Below are 16891 nucleotides of genomic sequence, written 5' to 3' on the forward strand. Positions count from 1 at the left end.
CCTCTTACTATTTTCCCTTTTGTGTGTTAAGTAGATATTTGAGTTGCCATACCTCTTCATCGGCATGATTCAAGAATATAGCCTTCTGTAAAGATTTTTCAGCCTCTGATGTCATTCCAAGCTGCAACTCAGCGAGAGCCTTATATTTCCAAAATATGAAGTTAGTATGGTTCTTTGCGATTTCTTTTTTCAGCTTTTCGTATGCGTCTTTATATAACTTTTGGTTTAAGAAGGATTCGATGACTCTAACGTTTTCCTCAATTTCCAATGATTTAGCGTCTGCTTTTAAGATTTTTCCTAACTTTTCTTTTGTGACGAGTTCTGTCGTGTCCAAGATTTTCTCCGGTTTTCTGGAGTGTTCAGATACCTTCTCTTTTTTCAGGTAGTAAGTGGATTTAACCTTTTCTTTTTCAGCCGCAGAGATTTTTTTCAATATAGCTCCGGAATCCGAAAAGACTGGTGTGAAGTATTCGAAAAGCTTAGGAAAGTATTCGCCTAATCCAATTACTAAATATCCTCTATCTTTGAGCATGTTTACTATTTTGGTTATAACTTCGTCTACTCGATCAAAGTATATGAGCACCCTTCTGAGGAAAATTATATCAAATTTGTGTTCACGTTCAAAATTGCACTCAGGAGAGTTTATGTTGCAATGTACGAAGTACACGTTTTCTTTGTATTCTTCATTTATGCAAAAATGGTCGCCAACTTGTGTAAAGTATTTACATATTTGTTCTTCGTTCAAAAATCTGATGCTCCAGAACCTATAACATCCTTTTTCAGCTTGAAGTATTCTTTGCAAATTGACATCAATGCCCGTTATTTTGTACTTCACACCACATTCTTTTGCAACAATGGATACTGTGTAAACTTCTTCACCAGCTGAGCAACCTACAGACAAAATGTTCCAGAATGGTTTCTCTTTAAAAATGCGCTTCAGTTTTTCAAATGTTTGGATATCTCTGAAAAAATAGGATTCTCCAATTGTTAGGTTCTCTATAACAAGGCTTTCCAAAAGTTCATCATTCAGGATATCTGATATATCCTTTATGTTTCTAAGAAATCTATCGACGAGTCTTTGTTCAACTTTGAGGTTGTGCTTTTTTAGTATAATTTCGACTCTTGACTTTAACTCGTTAATTGTCCTTGATTCACTTTTTTGGACGTCCAAAACGTTACACCTCTTTTTCTCGACGTTCTTTTTTCCTTACATGTCAGTTAACTTTCCATGTGCAATTTTCTATTTTATTATACCACCATATATGATATACTTGTGAATAGAAAGTTCAGATTTCAAAGGATGGTGAACATTTAAATGCAAGATAGGATTAATAGTTTGAATGATAGTTTAAAAGTCGGGGTCATAGGTTACTCAGGAGATACAGACAAGCCTCCCGTTTCAGATATCTCTGAGATTTGTACAGAGCTTGGAAAAGAACTTGGCAAGCGATATACGGTCTTTACGGGCGGAAGAGACGGAGTTATGGAGCTCGTTTGTAAAGGGGCTCGAGAAGTCGGAGGAGTAACTGTTGGTGTACTGCCTTGGGAAGGCGATGATGCCAATGAGTACAATTCTTTTGTAATCAAGACAGGACTTGATTTTCAAATGCGCTCATTTATCCTTGTTAAGAGTGTGGATGTGGTTGTGGCTGTTGGCGGGGAGATAGGAACCGCTATTGAGATTTTGGCAGCTTACGCAAATAGAAAACCCGTGATACTGCTGAGAGGCACTGGTGGATGGACGGATAGGATTGCGCAGGTTTTGATCGATGGAGAGTATCTCGATAACAGGAAATTGGCACGGGTTTATCAGGCTCGTAGCGTTCAGGAAGTTATCGATATTATAGAGGCTATGTAGTTTATTCTGATGCATCATTTATCGCCTTTCATCACCTTAGGAGGGAAGAGGTTTGGAGAAGATTAGAGCTCTTGTAAGGACAGGTACGTACGTCAGTTACTTACCTGTTGTTATTGTTACAATTTTTTGGGGTGCTTCGTTTGTTGCGACAAAGTACGTCGTTCAGAGCTATTTCCCATTCCCTGCAGCACTTTACAGGTTTATCATTGCACTTGCAGTGCTTTTTCCAATAACGAAGAAAAAGAAGATTAAAGATATAAACGCTTTCTGGTCGGGTTTTTGGGGTATTACTATGTACTTCGTTTTCGAAAACACTGCTTTGAAGTATACTTCCCCGACAAATGCGGCGGTGATAGTCTCAAGTGCACCATTGTTGTACGTGCTCTTTACACACTTATTTCACAGGACTAAGACAAACAAGTTGCACTATTTGGGTTCACTTCTTGCATTCCTCGGTGTTGCTCTTGTTATACTGAACGGCAGGATATTAAAATTGAATCCTTTGGGTGATATACTTGCTTTTGGCTCTGCAATCGCTTGGGTTTTGTACACGCACTATGTGATAAAGATGAAGGATATTTCAGGAATTGACCAAGTCTTTTCGATAACTTTCTGGGGGGTTGTGACTCTGATACCTTTTGCACTGTTGCAAGATATGAGTATCAAGTTTGAGCCGAAGAGTTTTGTTAGTCTCATTTATCTTGGGATAATTTGCTCGGCTGTTGGTTATGTGCTGTGGAATAAGTCAATTGAACTGATCGGAGATAGAAAAACTACTAATTTCATATATTTCATTCCGTTGGTAACTGTCGTATCAGAGATTTTGTTAATGGGCTCAAAACTTACGGTGTATAATGTTTTAGGTGTCACACTGCTTATAATAGGATTATATACATTTGAAAGGGGAGAAGAGTATGGCAAAGAACGACTTAGGGATTGACTTGGGAACAGCGAATTTTATTGTCTACCAACAAGGTAAAGGCATCGTATTGAACGAACCGTCGGTTGTGGCAATTGAGAAGAGAACGAACAAGATACTTGCGATAGGTACGGAAGCAAAAGAGATGTTCGGTAAGACGCCAGAGGACAAAGTGATGGCTGTAAAGCCAATGAGAGACGGAGTCATCGCCGACTACACGATTATTTCCGAAGTTCTTAAGTACTTCATGAAGAAGCTTAACAAAGGTCTATTTTTCAAGTGCAATATGGTTATAGGCATTCCAACGAAGACAACGAGTGTAGAACAGAGGGCGGTGTACGACGCAGCGCTTAAAGCCGGGGCTAAGAGAGTTCATATCGTTCTTGAACCGACTGCCGCTGCGATAGGCATTGGGCTCGATGTTATGAAGCCTATGGGGAATATGGTTGTAGATATCGGTGGAGGCACAACGGATATTGCTGTAATAAGCATGGGAGGTATCGTTGTCGGTGATTCAATAAAGCTTGCAGGTAATGCTATCGATGAAGCGATTGTGAAAGGCGTCAGGAGAAATTTCGGGCTCATAATAGGTGACACTACTGCGGAAGAGATTAAAGTCAAGATAGGAAAGGTGCACGTTGATGTAGAAGATTTAGAATTGGAGATAAGAGGTAGAGACGCGGTAACGGGACTCCCGAGGACAGAACTCGTGAATTCAACGGACGTTTACAGGATGATTAGGCCTGTCGTTGATAATATGATTTCTCGAATAAAATTCGTTCTTGAAAAGACGCCACCTGAGCTATCAGCCGATATTGTAGAACACGGTATCGTCCTTACCGGTGGCGGTGCTCTCTTAAGAGGCATAGATAAGGCAATCCAAGAAGAAATTGGCGTACCGTGTAAGATAGCAGAAGACCCATTATTGTGTGTGGCTAAAGGAACGGGAAGATTGCTTGAGGACGAGGAGTTACTGAAACACGTGGCAGTCACTTACGAAAGGTAATAGATTGATTATAGATTTTTCAAAGGAGTGGTTTTCTTGTACAGAGGTGTGTACACCGCAGCGATGGGGATGCTTGCAGATTTGACGAAGATAGATACTCTTTCCAACAACTTGGCAAATGTTGAAACGAACGGCTATAAGTCCGATTCGCCGGCGTTTAGAACTTACTTGGAACGTGAAATTTATAGGATCAAGCCTGAACCGGAGAACAGGAGAGTTGAGGTTGCCAAGATTGGAAACGTTGAGCAAGCCATCATCGTTGATGAGGTGCGCACGCTCTTCACGCAGGGAAATATTGAGCAGACAAACGTTCAGACACATCTTGCTATATCGGGCGATGGTTTCTTCGCTGTCCAGAAAGATGGCAGGACGTTTTACACGAGGAATGGTGAATTCGTTGTCGATAACGAGCGAAGGTTGGTAAACACTCAAGGATATTATTTATTAGATAGCAATGGACAGATTATTAGATTTCCGGAAAACGGCTCTATCGATGAGAAAGGTAACGTAAGGGATGTGAATGGGAATTTGGTTGCAACGATACCTATTTATTCTCTACAAAATCCAGAGAAAGTTGGCGAAACCCTCTTCACAGGTCAACCACAGGTTATTGATATGAATGCCCCAAATGATATTAGGATTTTGCAAGGTTTTGTAGAAAAATCAAATGTGAACGCTGTGAGAGAAATGGTTAGAATGATAGAAGCGCACAGGCACTACGACGCAACGTCTAAAGCGATAGCAGTACACGATGAATTGCTCAACAAGCTGATAAACAACGTAGGGGCGTTGAGATAATAAGTAAGATGAACTATCGTGAGGAGGGATATAGATGATTAACAGTCTCTACACCGCAGCAACAGGTATGTGGGCTCAGCAGTTCAAAATGGATACAGTTTCCAACAACATAGCGAATGTTGATACTGCAGGGTACAAGAAGGTAAAATCAGAATTCCAAGACCTGATTTACAGCTATTCAAAGAACGCAGGAGCTGCAACCGCTCAGAATTCAACTACGCCAACAGGAATTTACGTCGGTCATGGCGTGAGGTTGGCTGCAACGACGAGGATATTTACTCAAGGAAATGTCGAAAATACAGGCAATGCTTTAGATCTTGCCATCAGTGGCGATGGGTTTTTCCAGATTCAGCTCCAAGATGGTAGGATTGCATACACGCGAGATGGACAGTTCAAAATCGACAGTGACGGGAGAGTCGTGACAGCTAATGGTCTTCTGCTCTCGCCCGCTTTGGTCGTGCCGCAGAATGCGACGTCACTCACTGTTTCACCCGATGGAATAGTGTCGGTTGAACTTGCAGACGGCACAATCCAACAGCTCGGAACGATCACTTTGGTAAGATTTGTAAACCCTGCCGGTCTGAAGTCTATAGGTGATAACTTGTATGTGCAGACGGCGGCGAGTGGAGATCCGATAGAAGGTGTTGCAGGTCAAGACGGATTTGGGACAATCTTACAAGGTTACGTAGAGAAATCGAATGTCGATGTTGTAAAAGAAATGGTTGACATGATCAGTGCGATGAGGGCGTACGAATTCAACTCAAGATCGATAATGACAGCGGACCAGATGCTACAAACGGCAAGTAACTTGAGAAGATAATATAGTTAGCACAATTAAGATCTGAATTTGGAAACCTCCTGAGTTCGAGTCTCAGGGGGTTATTTTTTATTTCACTGTCCTATGGTATAATAATTTGGAAAATTCTAAAGAAAAAAATCTCAAAGGGAGTGAAGAATTTGAGGCAAGAAGATATTCGAAATGAACAAGCGGAACAAGAAAACAAAGAACGTGAAGAAATTATTGAAAGGATTTTAAACGAAAAAGGCAAGAATGCTTTTGACGATATGATAAAGCTACTTTCAGATGAAGACCCAAAAGTATGCGATATAGCCACAGAGGTACTTTACAGGCTTTCAGAAAATTATGAGGAGGTTAAGGAGAAATTAAAAGACACTATTAAGCAGAGGATTTTAAGTGGGGTTAAAAATGATGTAAGCTTACTGTACCTGATAGATCTTGCAGGAGACCTCGGGCTTAAATTAGGAAACGAACTTTTGAAAGCTTTAGAACTGTACGATTTCGAAGAGGCCCAGCTTGTGATTTACGAAGCGCTTGCAAAATTAGAAAGAGGCGAAGAATTTTATCCTTTGTTAAGATACATGCTTTTGGAAGGCGAAGAGCGCTTCATGTACGGAGCACAGGTGGCTATGGTGCTTTCTTATCTTGATATTCCAGAGATTGTCCATGATTTAGTTCAAGCGATAGATAGTGGAGATTTTAAAGGAGAGGATCTCGAGACTATCAAGCAAGCTTTGAGTAATGTAATCAATTTAAGACCTTCATACAAAGAGATTTTGATCGCATTAGTCGGTGAGGACAATTTTGAAAAGTATGTTAGATAACAGCAGATTTTAGCTTCGGAGGGATGTTAGTATGGAGTTGTTTTGGGCGGCCGTTGTAGGTTATTTTTTTGGGTCAATTCCGTTTAGCTATATAATACCAAGACTGAAAGGTGTTGATATAACAAAAGTTGGTAGTGGAAACGTTGGTGGAACTAATGTTTTAAGAAATATGGGAACCAAGTACGGAGCTTTAGCTATGTTCTTAGATATTATCAAAGCGGTTGTGGCGGTACTTATATTCAAGACATACGGTGAACACGCAATGGTAATGGCCGGTGCTATGTCGGTTATAGGGCATTGTTACTCTCCATTTGTCAAGTTTAAAGGCGGAAAAGGTGTTGCAACGACACTTGGTACGTTTTTTGGAATCTTTCCTCAAGCTGGGATGTTTGCTTTGGGTGTTTGGATAGCTATCGTGGCTTTGACTCAGTACGTTTCGCTTGGCTCAATAGTCGGATTGTTGGCTGGTACGCTTTTCGCACTACTTTTTGGGAAAGACTATTGGATAGTCTTTCTGGGACTATCTTTGTTCTCGGTGTTAAGGCATAAAGAAAATATCAAACGTCTAATTGACAGAAACGAGCGAAAAACGAATATAGTAGATTATTTCTTGGGCTGGATGGACAAACTGGAAAAAAAGTGAGATTTGTAAAGAATTCAGCTATAAGAGTAGAGGAGAGTAAAAGGGTGAAGAAATTGCCGTTAAAAGATGCCAAGTATCTGTTATTGATAGTGTTTTTACTTCTAAGTTCACTAACTTTTGGGGTTATAGATGAGGAGACTGCAAGACTTTATTTCACGCAAGCACTGAAAAGCATCTACGAAGGTGATTTTGCGAAAGCTTTTGAACTCTCACAGAAGGCGCTGTCCGGACGTGTATATGTCCAGGAATTGCCATACTTTTGGTATCTGAGAAGTCGCTTGAGGATAATTAACAATCAGGTTGATAAAGCACTCGAAGAGCTGAAGAATTTCACAATGCTTGTCAGAAGTGATGACATAGACAATCTCATAGCAAAAGTCAATTATTTTAGAAAACTGAATCTTTCCCCATCCTCCACATTTGTAATGGGATATGTCAATTCTTTGAACGGGTACGTCAAGGGAATAGAATATTTTCAAACCCCAACGAGTTTGGCAGTTTACGGTGACAAGTTCGCTTTACTGGATTCTAAAAATAGAAGAATAGTTGTTGCAAAACAAAACAGAATTTTTAGTATAAAAAAGGTTTCGAAGGACTTAAAACAAGTGTTTTTTGATAGAAATGGGCAACTATATCTGCTTGGAGAAAAGGCTTTATACAATGAAAGCGAAGCAGAAATGATAAGTGGGTTGAAAGTACCGTATATAGCTGGTCAGGACAGAGAAGGTTATATATACATTGTCGATTTTGATAGATTAATAAAGTACAATCCGAATACTAATAAAAGTCTGGAATTCAAACTTGAAAGAATAACTTTTGCACTCGATGCTGAAATGACCGTCGACAAGCTTTACGTACTTGATGCCCTATCTCAGGAGATTTATGTATATTCCTTAGATAAATTGCAGAGGATTGATGTTATAAGGGTACCTGAAAAGATATGGAATTTTGAAGTTACACCCTACGGTGATATCATTTATCTTGGAAAAGATAAGATAGTTGCAGGCAAAGTAGAATTTCAAATGAAAGATGTTAACTTCATAGAATATTCTTACCCAACGCTTTTCCTGATTAAATGGAAGGGAAATATCATAGATCAGTATTGGTTGAAGGATGACAAACCAATTTTTGTTAACATAGATAGTTTGCATTTTGATGACAGTAATGCATATGCTTATATCAGAGTCGAAGATTTGTACGGTGATGAGATCCATTATATAGGTTACGCGCTCTCAATGTTTGAACAAGATGTCTATGTGCCTTCCGATGCTTATATCGAACAAAGAGAATCGAAGAATATTTTGTTAAATACGTGCATCAATGAACTGGTAAATTACAGGCTCGCAGGCACAAGAGTATTTGGCAAGTGTTCTATACTCTCAAAATTCACTGGCGGGCTGTCAGTTCAGACTATTCAGGATACGATGAAAAGTAGACTTTATTGGGTGACGAGATGGACGTACTTAAAGCCTGTCCCCCCTGGTGTTATAAAACTCAGTGCTAAAGTCGCTTTCAAAGAGCAGGTTTATTATGACACGATGTTTTATACAAACTTGCTTATTAACGCTATGAATAGTGCAAGCGAAGGAAAATAGTTTCCGATTAATCGATATTGAATTCGAGCCGATAAAATTTACAGGGGTGAATGTGTTATGAAAGAAATCCATAATGAAATCGTGCAACAGATAAAAAGAGCGGTGGAATTGACAGAAAACGGATTGTACGACGAAGCACTTAAAATATACAACGAATTGCTCAATAAAGATATTCCTGATGTTTATAATAATGTTGGGAACATATACAGGCGCCAGGGGATGCTCGGTAAGGCAATAGAGATGTACCGGAGGGCTATACAATCTGACCCTTATTTTTCACTTGCATATTTTAACCTCGCGTGCGCCTTGATGGAAATGGAGAGGTACAGCGATGCTGTTATGTTCTTTGAAAAAGCAGAAAAACTTGGACTGCAGGGATTTGAAACAGATGTGCAAATCGCATTGTGCTATATAGCGCTCGGAAACAAAAGGAAGGCTTCCGAGCGGATGAGGGATGAAAGAGTAAAGGCTGAAGTGCAGAATTACATAGATGGGAGGATTGATTTGTAGTGGGGCTTTCGAGTATCCAGTATATTAACGATTTAAAAGCCTTGGGGGAACTGGTACTTTCTAACTGGTACATAATCCTTCCTTTCTCTGTTTTTTTGTTGTTCTTCTCAAATTTCGTTGAGTTTCTGAGTTTGTGTCTTATGGGTTTTCTTGTGGGGTTCAGTTATATAAGTCCTATACTTTATACGTTCATTGAAAAATATCTGCCAAATGCGTTTGCGGTGGTAAGCAAAAATGAGATAATTTTCTCTATATCGATTTCTATCATCTTTGCTGTGATATTTTATGGACTTTATAAATCTATAATCTTCCTCGGGAGTTTCTTTATCGGTTTTTTCGCGGTGAATTTTATAGTGAACTCGTTTGCACAAACGTACGTGTCTCTTCCGTGGTACGCATATGTTGTCATTGGAGCTATAGTTGGTTTGGTAGCAGGGTTTTATGCCACAAAGAATAGTGCAAAATTCATCGGATTCCTCTCAATGTTGTTGGGATCTTTCTTTGTGGCTCTGACTCTAACAACACTTTTCAATCGATATGTGATAAAATTAAATGAGATGGTCTTTTCATATACGGCTTTCATTATAGCACTCGTTGTCTTTCTTGTGCGCGTGCGTAAGTTGTAACATCAATCGATATTGGAGGTTTCGATGATGCGCATTATGGGAAAATTGCTGAGTGTTATGAGAAGCATCTGGTTTTTGATAGGTGCTTTTTTGTATATTTTTGTTTATGGTTCGTTGGTGCTCCTAATAGGGGTGATTCTCGGAAAAGAAAGAGGACGGAATTTTGTCACGAAGCAGATAGAGGTTTTTGGTAGGGCTGCTTTCAAGCTTCTTGGAGTGAAAGTGTTTGTTTGCGGAAAAAAGCCGGATGTGAAGAGCAATTATATCGTCGTGACAAATCACCAAAGTATTTTGGATATACCAATGATAATCGGCTTTGTTGGACCGACACCGTTCTTGGCAAAGAAAGAACTTGGGAAATTTCCAATTATAAACTTGTACCTCAAGTACCTGGGAAGTGAACTTATTGATAGAGGGAATATACGGCAGACCGCAACGGCGATTAGAGAAGTTATGAAGAAGCTCCAAGAAGGGTATCATTTTGTTATCTTTCCAGAGGGTACTCGTTCGCCGGATGGAACTGTCTTGCCTTTTAAGAACAGAAGTTTGGAAATAGCTTTCAAATCAAAGGTTCCAGTGCTTCCTGTGGCTATGTGGGGAAACCACTTGGTCATACCCAAACACAGCCTTTTGGTTAAAAGTAACAAAACTGCCATGAAATTCTGTGAGCTTGTGTATCCGGAGAATTTTTCAAGTGAAGAGGAACTGAGATTGCACGTCGAAAATGTTATTCGCAATAGTGTTGAAGAGTTAAAAGAGGTGATTAAGAATGAAAAAAGCGGTAGTTAAGGCGTTAGTTTTGGATAAAGTTTCAAATACGCCCGTTGTTTTGCTTGGTATAGAGAATACCAAAAAGATATTGCCTATATGGATTGGGGCATGTGAAGCAAGTGTTATGGCAATTGCCATAGAAAGAGTACCTTTTGAAAGGCCTCTCACTCACGATTTGATGATAAGGATAATCGATGAACTGAGTTTGAAAATAGAAAGATTTGTTATCCATTCGATAAAGGATAATGTTTTTTACGCAAAGATAGTTTTGAGAGATTTAACGGTGTCCGAACAAGAGGCTTCGGAAGGTGTTAATCCTTTCATTGAAATCGATGCGAGACCGTCAGATTGTATTATACTTTCGCTGAAAACCGGAGCGCCACTTTACGTAGCAAATGAGATAATAGCTACGGAAGCTATTACTTTGGAAGAGATCGGAGAGAGTGAAGAAGAATTCAAGAAATTTGTTGAAGATTTAGACATAAGTGAATTCAAAAAGCTACTGAACGAACATCCAGAGAAATTCGAAGACTCTTCAAATGAACCAGATGAGCCTAATGATGAATAGTTATTATAATTTGATATTATCGAGGCAGGGGATGGCGTGTGCCAAAAGTGCCAAAGATTCCAAAGATAGATCTTGGAAAAGTTTTTGGTTTTTTGAAGTTTGGGAAGAAGAAAAGCGAGAGCTCAAAAGAAGGAACAGGAGAAGCAACGGAAAAAGTGAGCAAAGAGCCTATTAAGGGATTCAAAGGTATAATCGATAAAGTCAAGACGCTACTGTTAACTATATGGAGGCGAAAGTTGCTTTTTTATTCTCTTGTAGGTGTAATTGCAGTTACTTCGGTTGTGATCTTCTTAATGATGCGTCCGAAAACACCTGAGGCGGTTTTATCTGAAGGGACGCAAACTGTTGAAAATTTAGTTATCTCAATTCCATTTGGAGCTTTTCCATATGAGAAGTCGTTTAAGGTAAGAGTGGTACCGCAAGGTGCTGTTCAGGGCGTGTTAAGTACTGGGAATTTTATTAGTCCAATCTTCGAGTTGATTCCAAGCGATGGGAATTATAACATGGCGACAGTGCCGATAAAGGTGAGGTATTATTTCCCTTCAAGTCTTTTAGGTAGCAACGATTCAAATGCGATTGCGTTCGCGGGTTTAAGCAGTGATGGACAGGTTTACAATATAATCCCGGGTAGTTCCATCGATAAAGACAGTAGGGGTTACTATGTCGAGGCAAGTTTTTTCGTTATCCCCAAATGGCTTGGCGTTGTTTCCGTGCCTGGACAAGTGTTGAAAACTGGGATTTTGGAAGTTTATCGTAAAGTTTCAGCTTATCCTTCTTTGCTTATTGTTCCCGGAAGCGATGCGAATTTCTCAGGATATTATGAATCTGCTAAGGTTTCACCACTCTCGTTGTGGCAAGGTGTTTTCCCTGAAAGGTCAATATATGTTTATCAATACCCTTTAAATAGTTCGAAATCTTACAACTACAGCAGGGCACTGAAGACATTCCAGGAAGCAAATCCACTACCAAGTCCTATAATATTCGAAGCAGAAAGGTTAGCACAAGAGCTCAAAAGATTTGAGAATGTTGAGTTTGATATTATCACCCACGAAATTGGAGGACTAATAGTTTATTATTGCCTTGCAACCCATCCGGAAATTAAGAACGTTAGAAAGGTTGCTTATATATCTGTTCCATTTTACGGGACCAATATAGCGGATCCGAGGCTTGCAACAACTGTTTACGCGTCAAAACCTTCAGCTGCTTCATTGCTTTACAACCTTCCAGAAGGTATTGTTGCGGCTTTGCAAGGCTATTTAAAATCCTACATAGAAGCGATTAACGGTTATTATTCTGAAGTTCTACCAAATTCTGATTTCTTGAAAAAATTGCGCTACCTTCCTTATAGAACTGATGTAGACGTAATGGCTTATATGGGAAATACCCCACCTCTTGCGATAGATGTTACTTCGAGTTTGCTCGAGAAATTCTATCCGGAATTAGTTCTGAACACGGGTGATGGCGTTGTTACAAAAAATGCGGCAAGGTTGCCTTACATGACGCTGAAAATCTTTAATGGAAGTTGGAATGACTTTTACTCATCAGATGCTTTCGTTCAGGAGTTAAAAAAATTCTTGGCTTACGAAATTCCTGAATTACCACAATACAAAGATGATACCTTTGCTGAATACGTCACTACTGAGCAGGAAAAAGTCTTTGAAAGGTTCCTAACATCAAAAACAATAGAGGGATTCTATACGGAAGAATGGAAGATAGGGAACAACCCATTTGTGAAATTTTTGAAGTCATTTACTTACCCAGGGAATCAAATTGCCGTGTATGGTGGAATAATATACACAGCTGATGAAAAAGGTCTTTACGTAGGCGGAACAAAAGTCTGGGAAGAGAGTGTTCAAAATCTAAAAGAGACCATAGATGGAATCAGCTACGGAACGCAGGTTAAGGTTTTTTACAGGAAACTTGCCGATAGCGTTTCCTATGATCAGGTGTCATCTGACGATTATTTGGTGACAAAAGATTTCGCGATATTCGCAAAACCAAGAAGCGACGATAAAGTTGATTTCGTAGATAACACCGGAAACGTAATTGCAACGCTGAAAGGTATATATGGCAGGGTTATATACGATGGAAAAGAAATTCTTCTACTTACAAACAGGGAAGTGTATAGATATTATTACAACATCAAATACACCGCCCCTGTTGGGTTACAGCGAAGCTATGATATGACGTATGCTATAGTTATCGATGATTACATACTTGCTACTACAAGAGCCTACGGTCTTCTCATATTCGACAAGCTTGGTAATTACGCATACACTGCGGAAGGGTGGATGGGAAATCTCGGTCTATATTCTTCCGGAAATTATGTTGTGGCTGTGGGCGATAGTTTTATAACGTTCATAGATTTTGCAAACAGGCGAATTAACCGTATAGTCGAAGATGTGGAAGGTATAGTCTACGATGCAACAGTTTGGGAAGATAACCTTTACTTAATGACAAGCGAAGGTGTGCTTGTGTACAAGATTGGGTGAGGTTCCTTGCTTTATTACATTAAACACTTATTATGATCTACGAAGGAGGCATTTGGATGATACATCTTTTTTTAGCGCACTTTGTTGCGGACCACGGTTTCACGGATAACGCAAAAATACGGCACTACAAAGGTTACAAACTCCTGGAACATATCGTTTGGTCAATATTCGCGCTACTTGCATTTACTTTTGATACACTTTTGAAAAGCAGAACAGGGATAATTGTGCTTGTTTCTATGATGGCAATTCATGTGCTCGGAGATGTTATGCGAACTAAAATAGCGAACATTACAAGAATCCATATTTTGGAAGTTGGCTTGCTTTCCATAGCTTTCGTGCTCAATTTATTCGTAGCTGATGAATTTGTAAATTCCTACATATCAAAAGAATTTGCAATGTACTTATTGGGTATGGCTGTTGTCAGTATGGCGGTTACTTATTTCTTCAAGAATTTCTATCCTGGTAATGAAGAATACAACGACTTAGACGGTATTTCTGAAAGGTTGGCGTTTTATGTTTTCTTCTTAGGTAACAATTACCTTCTCGCTTTCTTGTCGCTCGGCTTAGGTCTTCTATACAGATTTTGGAAGACAAAGCCATCGCACGTGTGGTGGATTAGTCCAATGTCCGCCGTATTGATAAGTATACTATGGAAGGTTTTAATATTTTAAAAAGTATTAGAGAGAATTGTGAAGGGATAATTGGGAGGTGTCTTTTGTGAAGATTTCTTTGGATTGGTTGAACGATTATATACAGGTTACGAAGGAAGAAGTCAACGAGGCGTTGCCGAGGTTGGGATTTGACATAGGTGAAAATGGTCCTGTTTTTCCAGTCGTAGGTCCAATCGTTGTTGGGAAGATAGAGAGTATCGAAAAGCATCCGCAAGCTGACAAATTGCTTGTTTGTCAGGTGAATATCGGGAATGAAACGAAGACAATACTAACGGCAGACTTATCGGTTCAATCAGGTAAATATGTCTACGTTGCGTTAAAAGGTGCTAAATTAGCCAATGGAATAGAGATCCAAGAGAGAGCTATGCGAGGAGTTGTTTCTGAAGGTATGATGTGCTCGCTTGAAGAGCTTGGGCTGGAACAGAAAAGCGAACATGTTTTTACGTTCGACGGTCCTGCACAGCTCGGGGAAGACGTTGTAAAATTGCTTGGCCTTCATGATTGGTATTTCGATATGGAGATCACGCCAAACCGCCCAGATGCGCTGTCTTACTTTGGTGTCACAAGAGAGCTCTCAGCTGGATTGAAGAGGACCCCGAAGTTCCCTATCCCAAGAGTTAGGAACGCTGTCAATGAAGATAAGATAGATGTTTTCATTGAAACAGATGGATGCTGGCGATACACGGCAAGAGTGATAAGGGATGTAAAGGTTGGACCGAGCCCTCTTTGGCTGCAAAAAAGATTGATAGCTTCTGGTTTGAGACCGATTAATAACATCGTTGATATAACAAACTACGTCATGCTTGAAACGGGACACCCCGTCCATGCATTTGACCTCAAGAAACTTGCTGGAAAGATTGTCGTCAGAGATGCAAAACCAGGAGAGAAGATGCTGCTTTTGGACGGTAAAACCTACGAATTTTCAGGTGGTGAGGTTCTCATAACCGATGGTGAGAAGCTGCTCGCTCTTGGTGGAATCATGGGTGGAGAGGAATCAGGAATAACAAATGAAACAACGGATGTCTTACTCGAAGTTGCAATGTTTGATCCTGTTAGGATTAGAAGAACTTCGAGAAGATTGGGTGTATCGTCAGACTCTTCTTACAGGTTCGAGCGCGGAGTTGATTTCGATGATGCAGTTTTTGTCATAGAAAGATTGTCGCAGCTTATAGAAGAATTAGCAAATGGTAAGGCATCTAAAGAGATAGTAGATAATTACCTGAGAAAAATTGAGCAAAAGAAAATTTTTGTGCCAAAGTCATTGCCTAAGAAAGTCTTGGGAATCGATGTCAAACATATAGGCGAATACATCGAGCCGCTTGGATTTGAAGTTGAAGAGACGAAGGAAGGATACGAAGTCTATGTTCCGTCGTTTAGGTATTTCGACGTGTCGATACCAGAAGACATCATGGAAGAAGTGGGTAGGATTCATGGTTACGAGCACTTGCATTCAGAAGCGCCTCGGATGCCGGCGGTAGAACATGGCAGAAGTAAGAATCATAAAAAGAGAATTGAACTGAAATACTTCATGACAGGACTCGGTTTCAATGAGGCAAACACGCTTTCTTTCACTTCGAGCAAGGTCGTTGAAAACTTCGATGTTGCAGGAAAAGGGCTTCCTGTAAGTAATCCAATTATCTCTGATTTTGACGTAATGAGACCTTCGCTGCTTTACGGCTTACTCGAGTCGCTTTCGTACAATTACAAAAGACAGATTAAAGACGTGAAACTTTTCGAAGTAGGGAAGGTATTTTCTGTTAAAGATGGCAAACCATTTGAGCAGGAAGCTCTCGGTTTCGTGCTAACTGGTAGGGAATCTCCGAGGGACTACACCGATAAAAGAAACATTAGTCTCTACACTGTCAAAGGAGTTGTCGATGAACTATTTGAAAAGTTCGGTCTGGAAGTAACGTACAGAAAATTGGAAAAGAATGGAATAGTTCCGACAAGGGGTGCAGAGATTTACCATAAAGATAAATATGTCGGATTTATCGGGATGCTCGAACCTGAATTGATTGATAAACTTTACGATGTGAAGGATGAAGTCTACGTTGGTGAGATTTATCTTGAATGTATTTTCAAGGCTGATGAGCGAAGAGTTTACAAGAGTATTCCGCAGTTCCCGTACATTCGCAGGGATGTTTCTTATCTTATTCCTATTGGATATGAGATTGAGAACTTACTTAAGATCTACAAAGAATGCCCACTCGTTGAAGAAGTTGGAATAGACGATATTTACAGGCAAGTTGGAGAAGATTTCTACAGCGTAACTATTTACGCAAAATTCAGGGATTCTGAAAGAACACTTAGCGATGAAGAAGTTGACTTAGCACTTGATGACATCAAGTCTCGAATAAAGAAGGAGTGCGGTGTATCTACGAGGTTTTAGTGTAATTTTAGTTAACATGTGGCACTCCAGACTCGATAGTGTTAACTTGTAGTGATGAAAGAGTGTAAGTGTGAAAGAATGAGATTGATATTACCATTGTGCGTTTTCCAAAAATTCTTGACTACCCAAAAACCTTAGACCTACCACAAGAAGGGCATTTGGGATAAGGGAAAGAGAAGTTTTTGTGTTTGTGAGAATGGGAAAGTTTGAAGGAATGATGGCAGAGTTTGCAAAGGAATTGTTGGTTACCGTATTTGTCATGACCGTTTTTGTAAAAGCTGGTGGAATAACGTTTTGGCAAGAGAGCATTGAGTTATCCCTATCGGGATACCTCCTTTGTCAAGAGTAGGTTGGGGGGTGTCCCATCTTTATAAGAATAATGCGGTTTTTGGAAAGTTTCAATACTTTTAGTTAACATTATC

At 39.8% G+C, this 16891-nt stretch carries 17 protein-coding genes; 15 read left to right on the top strand and 2 right to left on the bottom strand.

The annotated features are described in order from the left end of the window. Positions 1-7: 7 nt before the first annotated feature. The gene (locus BUA11_RS09410) at positions 8-1171 is read right to left on the bottom strand and encodes a CheR family methyltransferase (protein ID WP_084634442.1); all 1164 of its coding nucleotides are present in this window, start codon (positions 1169-1171) and stop codon (positions 8-10) included. Positions 1172-1315: 144 nt separating this feature from the next. On the opposite strand from BUA11_RS09410, the gene BUA11_RS09415 reads away from it, so the two are divergent. The 15 genes from BUA11_RS09415 to pheT all read left to right on the top strand — a co-directional run bounded on the left by BUA11_RS09415 (position 1316) and on the right by pheT (position 16469). Next, positions 1316-1858, top strand: a complete 543-nt coding sequence (locus BUA11_RS09415) for a TIGR00725 family protein (RefSeq protein WP_072760899.1) — start codon at positions 1316-1318, stop codon at positions 1856-1858. A 52-nt stretch (positions 1859-1910) separates the two neighbouring features. Next, positions 1911-2798, top strand: coding sequence for a DMT family transporter (locus BUA11_RS09420; RefSeq protein ID WP_245789713.1), 888 nt, complete (start codon positions 1911-1913; stop codon positions 2796-2798). Then, the gene (mreB, locus tag BUA11_RS09425) at positions 2773-3783 is read left to right on the top strand and encodes a rod shape-determining protein (RefSeq protein ID WP_072760901.1); all 1011 of its coding nucleotides are present in this window, start codon (positions 2773-2775) and stop codon (positions 3781-3783) included. Before BUA11_RS09420 ends, mreB begins: the two co-directional genes overlap by 26 nt. Before the next feature lie 27 nt (positions 3784-3810). Then, positions 3811-4581 (top strand): flagellar hook-basal body protein, encoded by a 771-nt coding sequence (locus BUA11_RS09430; RefSeq protein WP_342742949.1) that lies wholly within the window; start codon positions 3811-3813, stop codon positions 4579-4581. A gap of 34 nt (positions 4582-4615) precedes the next feature. Next, entirely contained in the window at positions 4616-5401 is a 786-nt protein-coding gene (gene flgG / locus BUA11_RS09435; RefSeq protein WP_072760917.1) for a flagellar basal-body rod protein FlgG, read from the top strand. Positions 5402-5538: 137 nt separating this feature from the next. Further along, positions 5539-6204 carry a hypothetical protein gene (locus BUA11_RS09440; RefSeq protein WP_245789715.1) on the top strand — a complete coding sequence of 222 codons (666 nt, stop codon included), beginning with the start codon at positions 5539-5541 and terminating at the stop codon, positions 6202-6204. A 31-nt stretch (positions 6205-6235) separates the two neighbouring features. Next, positions 6236-6847 carry a glycerol-3-phosphate 1-O-acyltransferase PlsY gene (gene plsY, locus BUA11_RS09445; protein WP_072760919.1) on the top strand — a complete coding sequence of 204 codons (612 nt, stop codon included), beginning with the start codon at positions 6236-6238 and terminating at the stop codon, positions 6845-6847. Between the two features lie 44 nt (positions 6848-6891). Then, positions 6892-8442, top strand: a complete 1551-nt coding sequence (locus tag BUA11_RS09450; RefSeq protein ID WP_072760921.1) for a YncE family protein — start codon at positions 6892-6894, stop codon at positions 8440-8442. A 57-nt stretch (positions 8443-8499) separates the two neighbouring features. After that, positions 8500-8952, top strand: a complete 453-nt coding sequence (locus BUA11_RS09455) for a tetratricopeptide repeat protein (RefSeq protein WP_178137766.1) — start codon at positions 8500-8502, stop codon at positions 8950-8952. Then, entirely contained in the window at positions 8952-9578 is a 627-nt protein-coding gene (locus BUA11_RS09460; protein WP_072760923.1) for a hypothetical protein, read from the top strand. Before BUA11_RS09455 ends, BUA11_RS09460 begins: the two co-directional genes overlap by 1 nt. A gap of 27 nt (positions 9579-9605) precedes the next feature. Next, positions 9606-10367: a lysophospholipid acyltransferase family protein gene (locus tag BUA11_RS09465; protein WP_245789717.1), complete on the top strand. Its 762-nt coding sequence runs from the start codon at positions 9606-9608 to the stop codon at positions 10365-10367. Continuing rightward, positions 10348-10917, top strand: a complete 570-nt coding sequence (locus BUA11_RS09470; protein ID WP_072760925.1) for a bifunctional nuclease family protein — start codon at positions 10348-10350, stop codon at positions 10915-10917. Before BUA11_RS09465 ends, BUA11_RS09470 begins: the two co-directional genes overlap by 20 nt. Before the next feature lie 38 nt (positions 10918-10955). Then, complete coding sequence (locus BUA11_RS09475) at positions 10956-13409, top strand: hypothetical protein (protein WP_245789719.1); 2454 nt, start codon at positions 10956-10958, stop codon at positions 13407-13409. 56 nt (positions 13410-13465) lie between these two features. After that, complete coding sequence (locus BUA11_RS09480) at positions 13466-14080, top strand: hypothetical protein (RefSeq protein ID WP_143145325.1); 615 nt, start codon at positions 13466-13468, stop codon at positions 14078-14080. 46 nt (positions 14081-14126) lie between these two features. Continuing rightward, positions 14127-16469 carry a phenylalanine--tRNA ligase subunit beta gene (gene pheT, locus BUA11_RS09485; protein ID WP_072760927.1) on the top strand — a complete coding sequence of 781 codons (2343 nt, stop codon included), beginning with the start codon at positions 14127-14129 and terminating at the stop codon, positions 16467-16469. 121 nt (positions 16470-16590) lie between these two features. On the opposite strand, the gene BUA11_RS10570 is transcribed toward pheT, so the two are convergent. After that, positions 16591-16770, bottom strand: a complete 180-nt coding sequence (locus tag BUA11_RS10570; protein ID WP_425432312.1) for an IS1/IS1595 family N-terminal zinc-binding domain-containing protein — start codon at positions 16768-16770, stop codon at positions 16591-16593. Positions 16771-16891 lie beyond the last annotated feature (121 nt).

It is taken from the genome of Fervidobacterium gondwanense DSM 13020, assembly GCF_900143265.1.
GTDB lineage: Bacteria > Thermotogota > Thermotogae > Thermotogales > Fervidobacteriaceae > Fervidobacterium > Fervidobacterium gondwanense.

Excerpts from the sequence above, each read along its gene's own strand:
- BUA11_RS09455 (WP_178137766.1), top strand. The coding sequence starts at position 8,500 with ATGAAAGAAATCCATAATGAAATCGTGCAACAGATAAAAAGAGCGGTG.
- mreB (WP_072760901.1), top strand. The coding sequence starts at position 2,773 with ATGGCAAAGAACGACTTAGGGATTGACTTGGGAACAGCGAATTTTATT.
- BUA11_RS09470 (WP_072760925.1), top strand. The coding sequence starts at position 10,348 with ATGAAAAAAGCGGTAGTTAAGGCGTTAGTTTTGGATAAAGTTTCAAAT.
- plsY (WP_072760919.1), top strand. The coding sequence starts at position 6,236 with ATGGAGTTGTTTTGGGCGGCCGTTGTAGGTTATTTTTTTGGGTCAATT.
- BUA11_RS09480 (WP_143145325.1), top strand. The coding sequence starts at position 13,466 with ATGATACATCTTTTTTTAGCGCACTTTGTTGCGGACCACGGTTTCACG.
- BUA11_RS09465 (WP_245789717.1), top strand. The coding sequence starts at position 9,606 with ATGCGCATTATGGGAAAATTGCTGAGTGTTATGAGAAGCATCTGGTTT.
- BUA11_RS09415 (WP_072760899.1), top strand. The coding sequence starts at position 1,316 with ATGCAAGATAGGATTAATAGTTTGAATGATAGTTTAAAAGTCGGGGTC.
- flgG (WP_072760917.1), top strand. The coding sequence starts at position 4,616 with ATGATTAACAGTCTCTACACCGCAGCAACAGGTATGTGGGCTCAGCAG.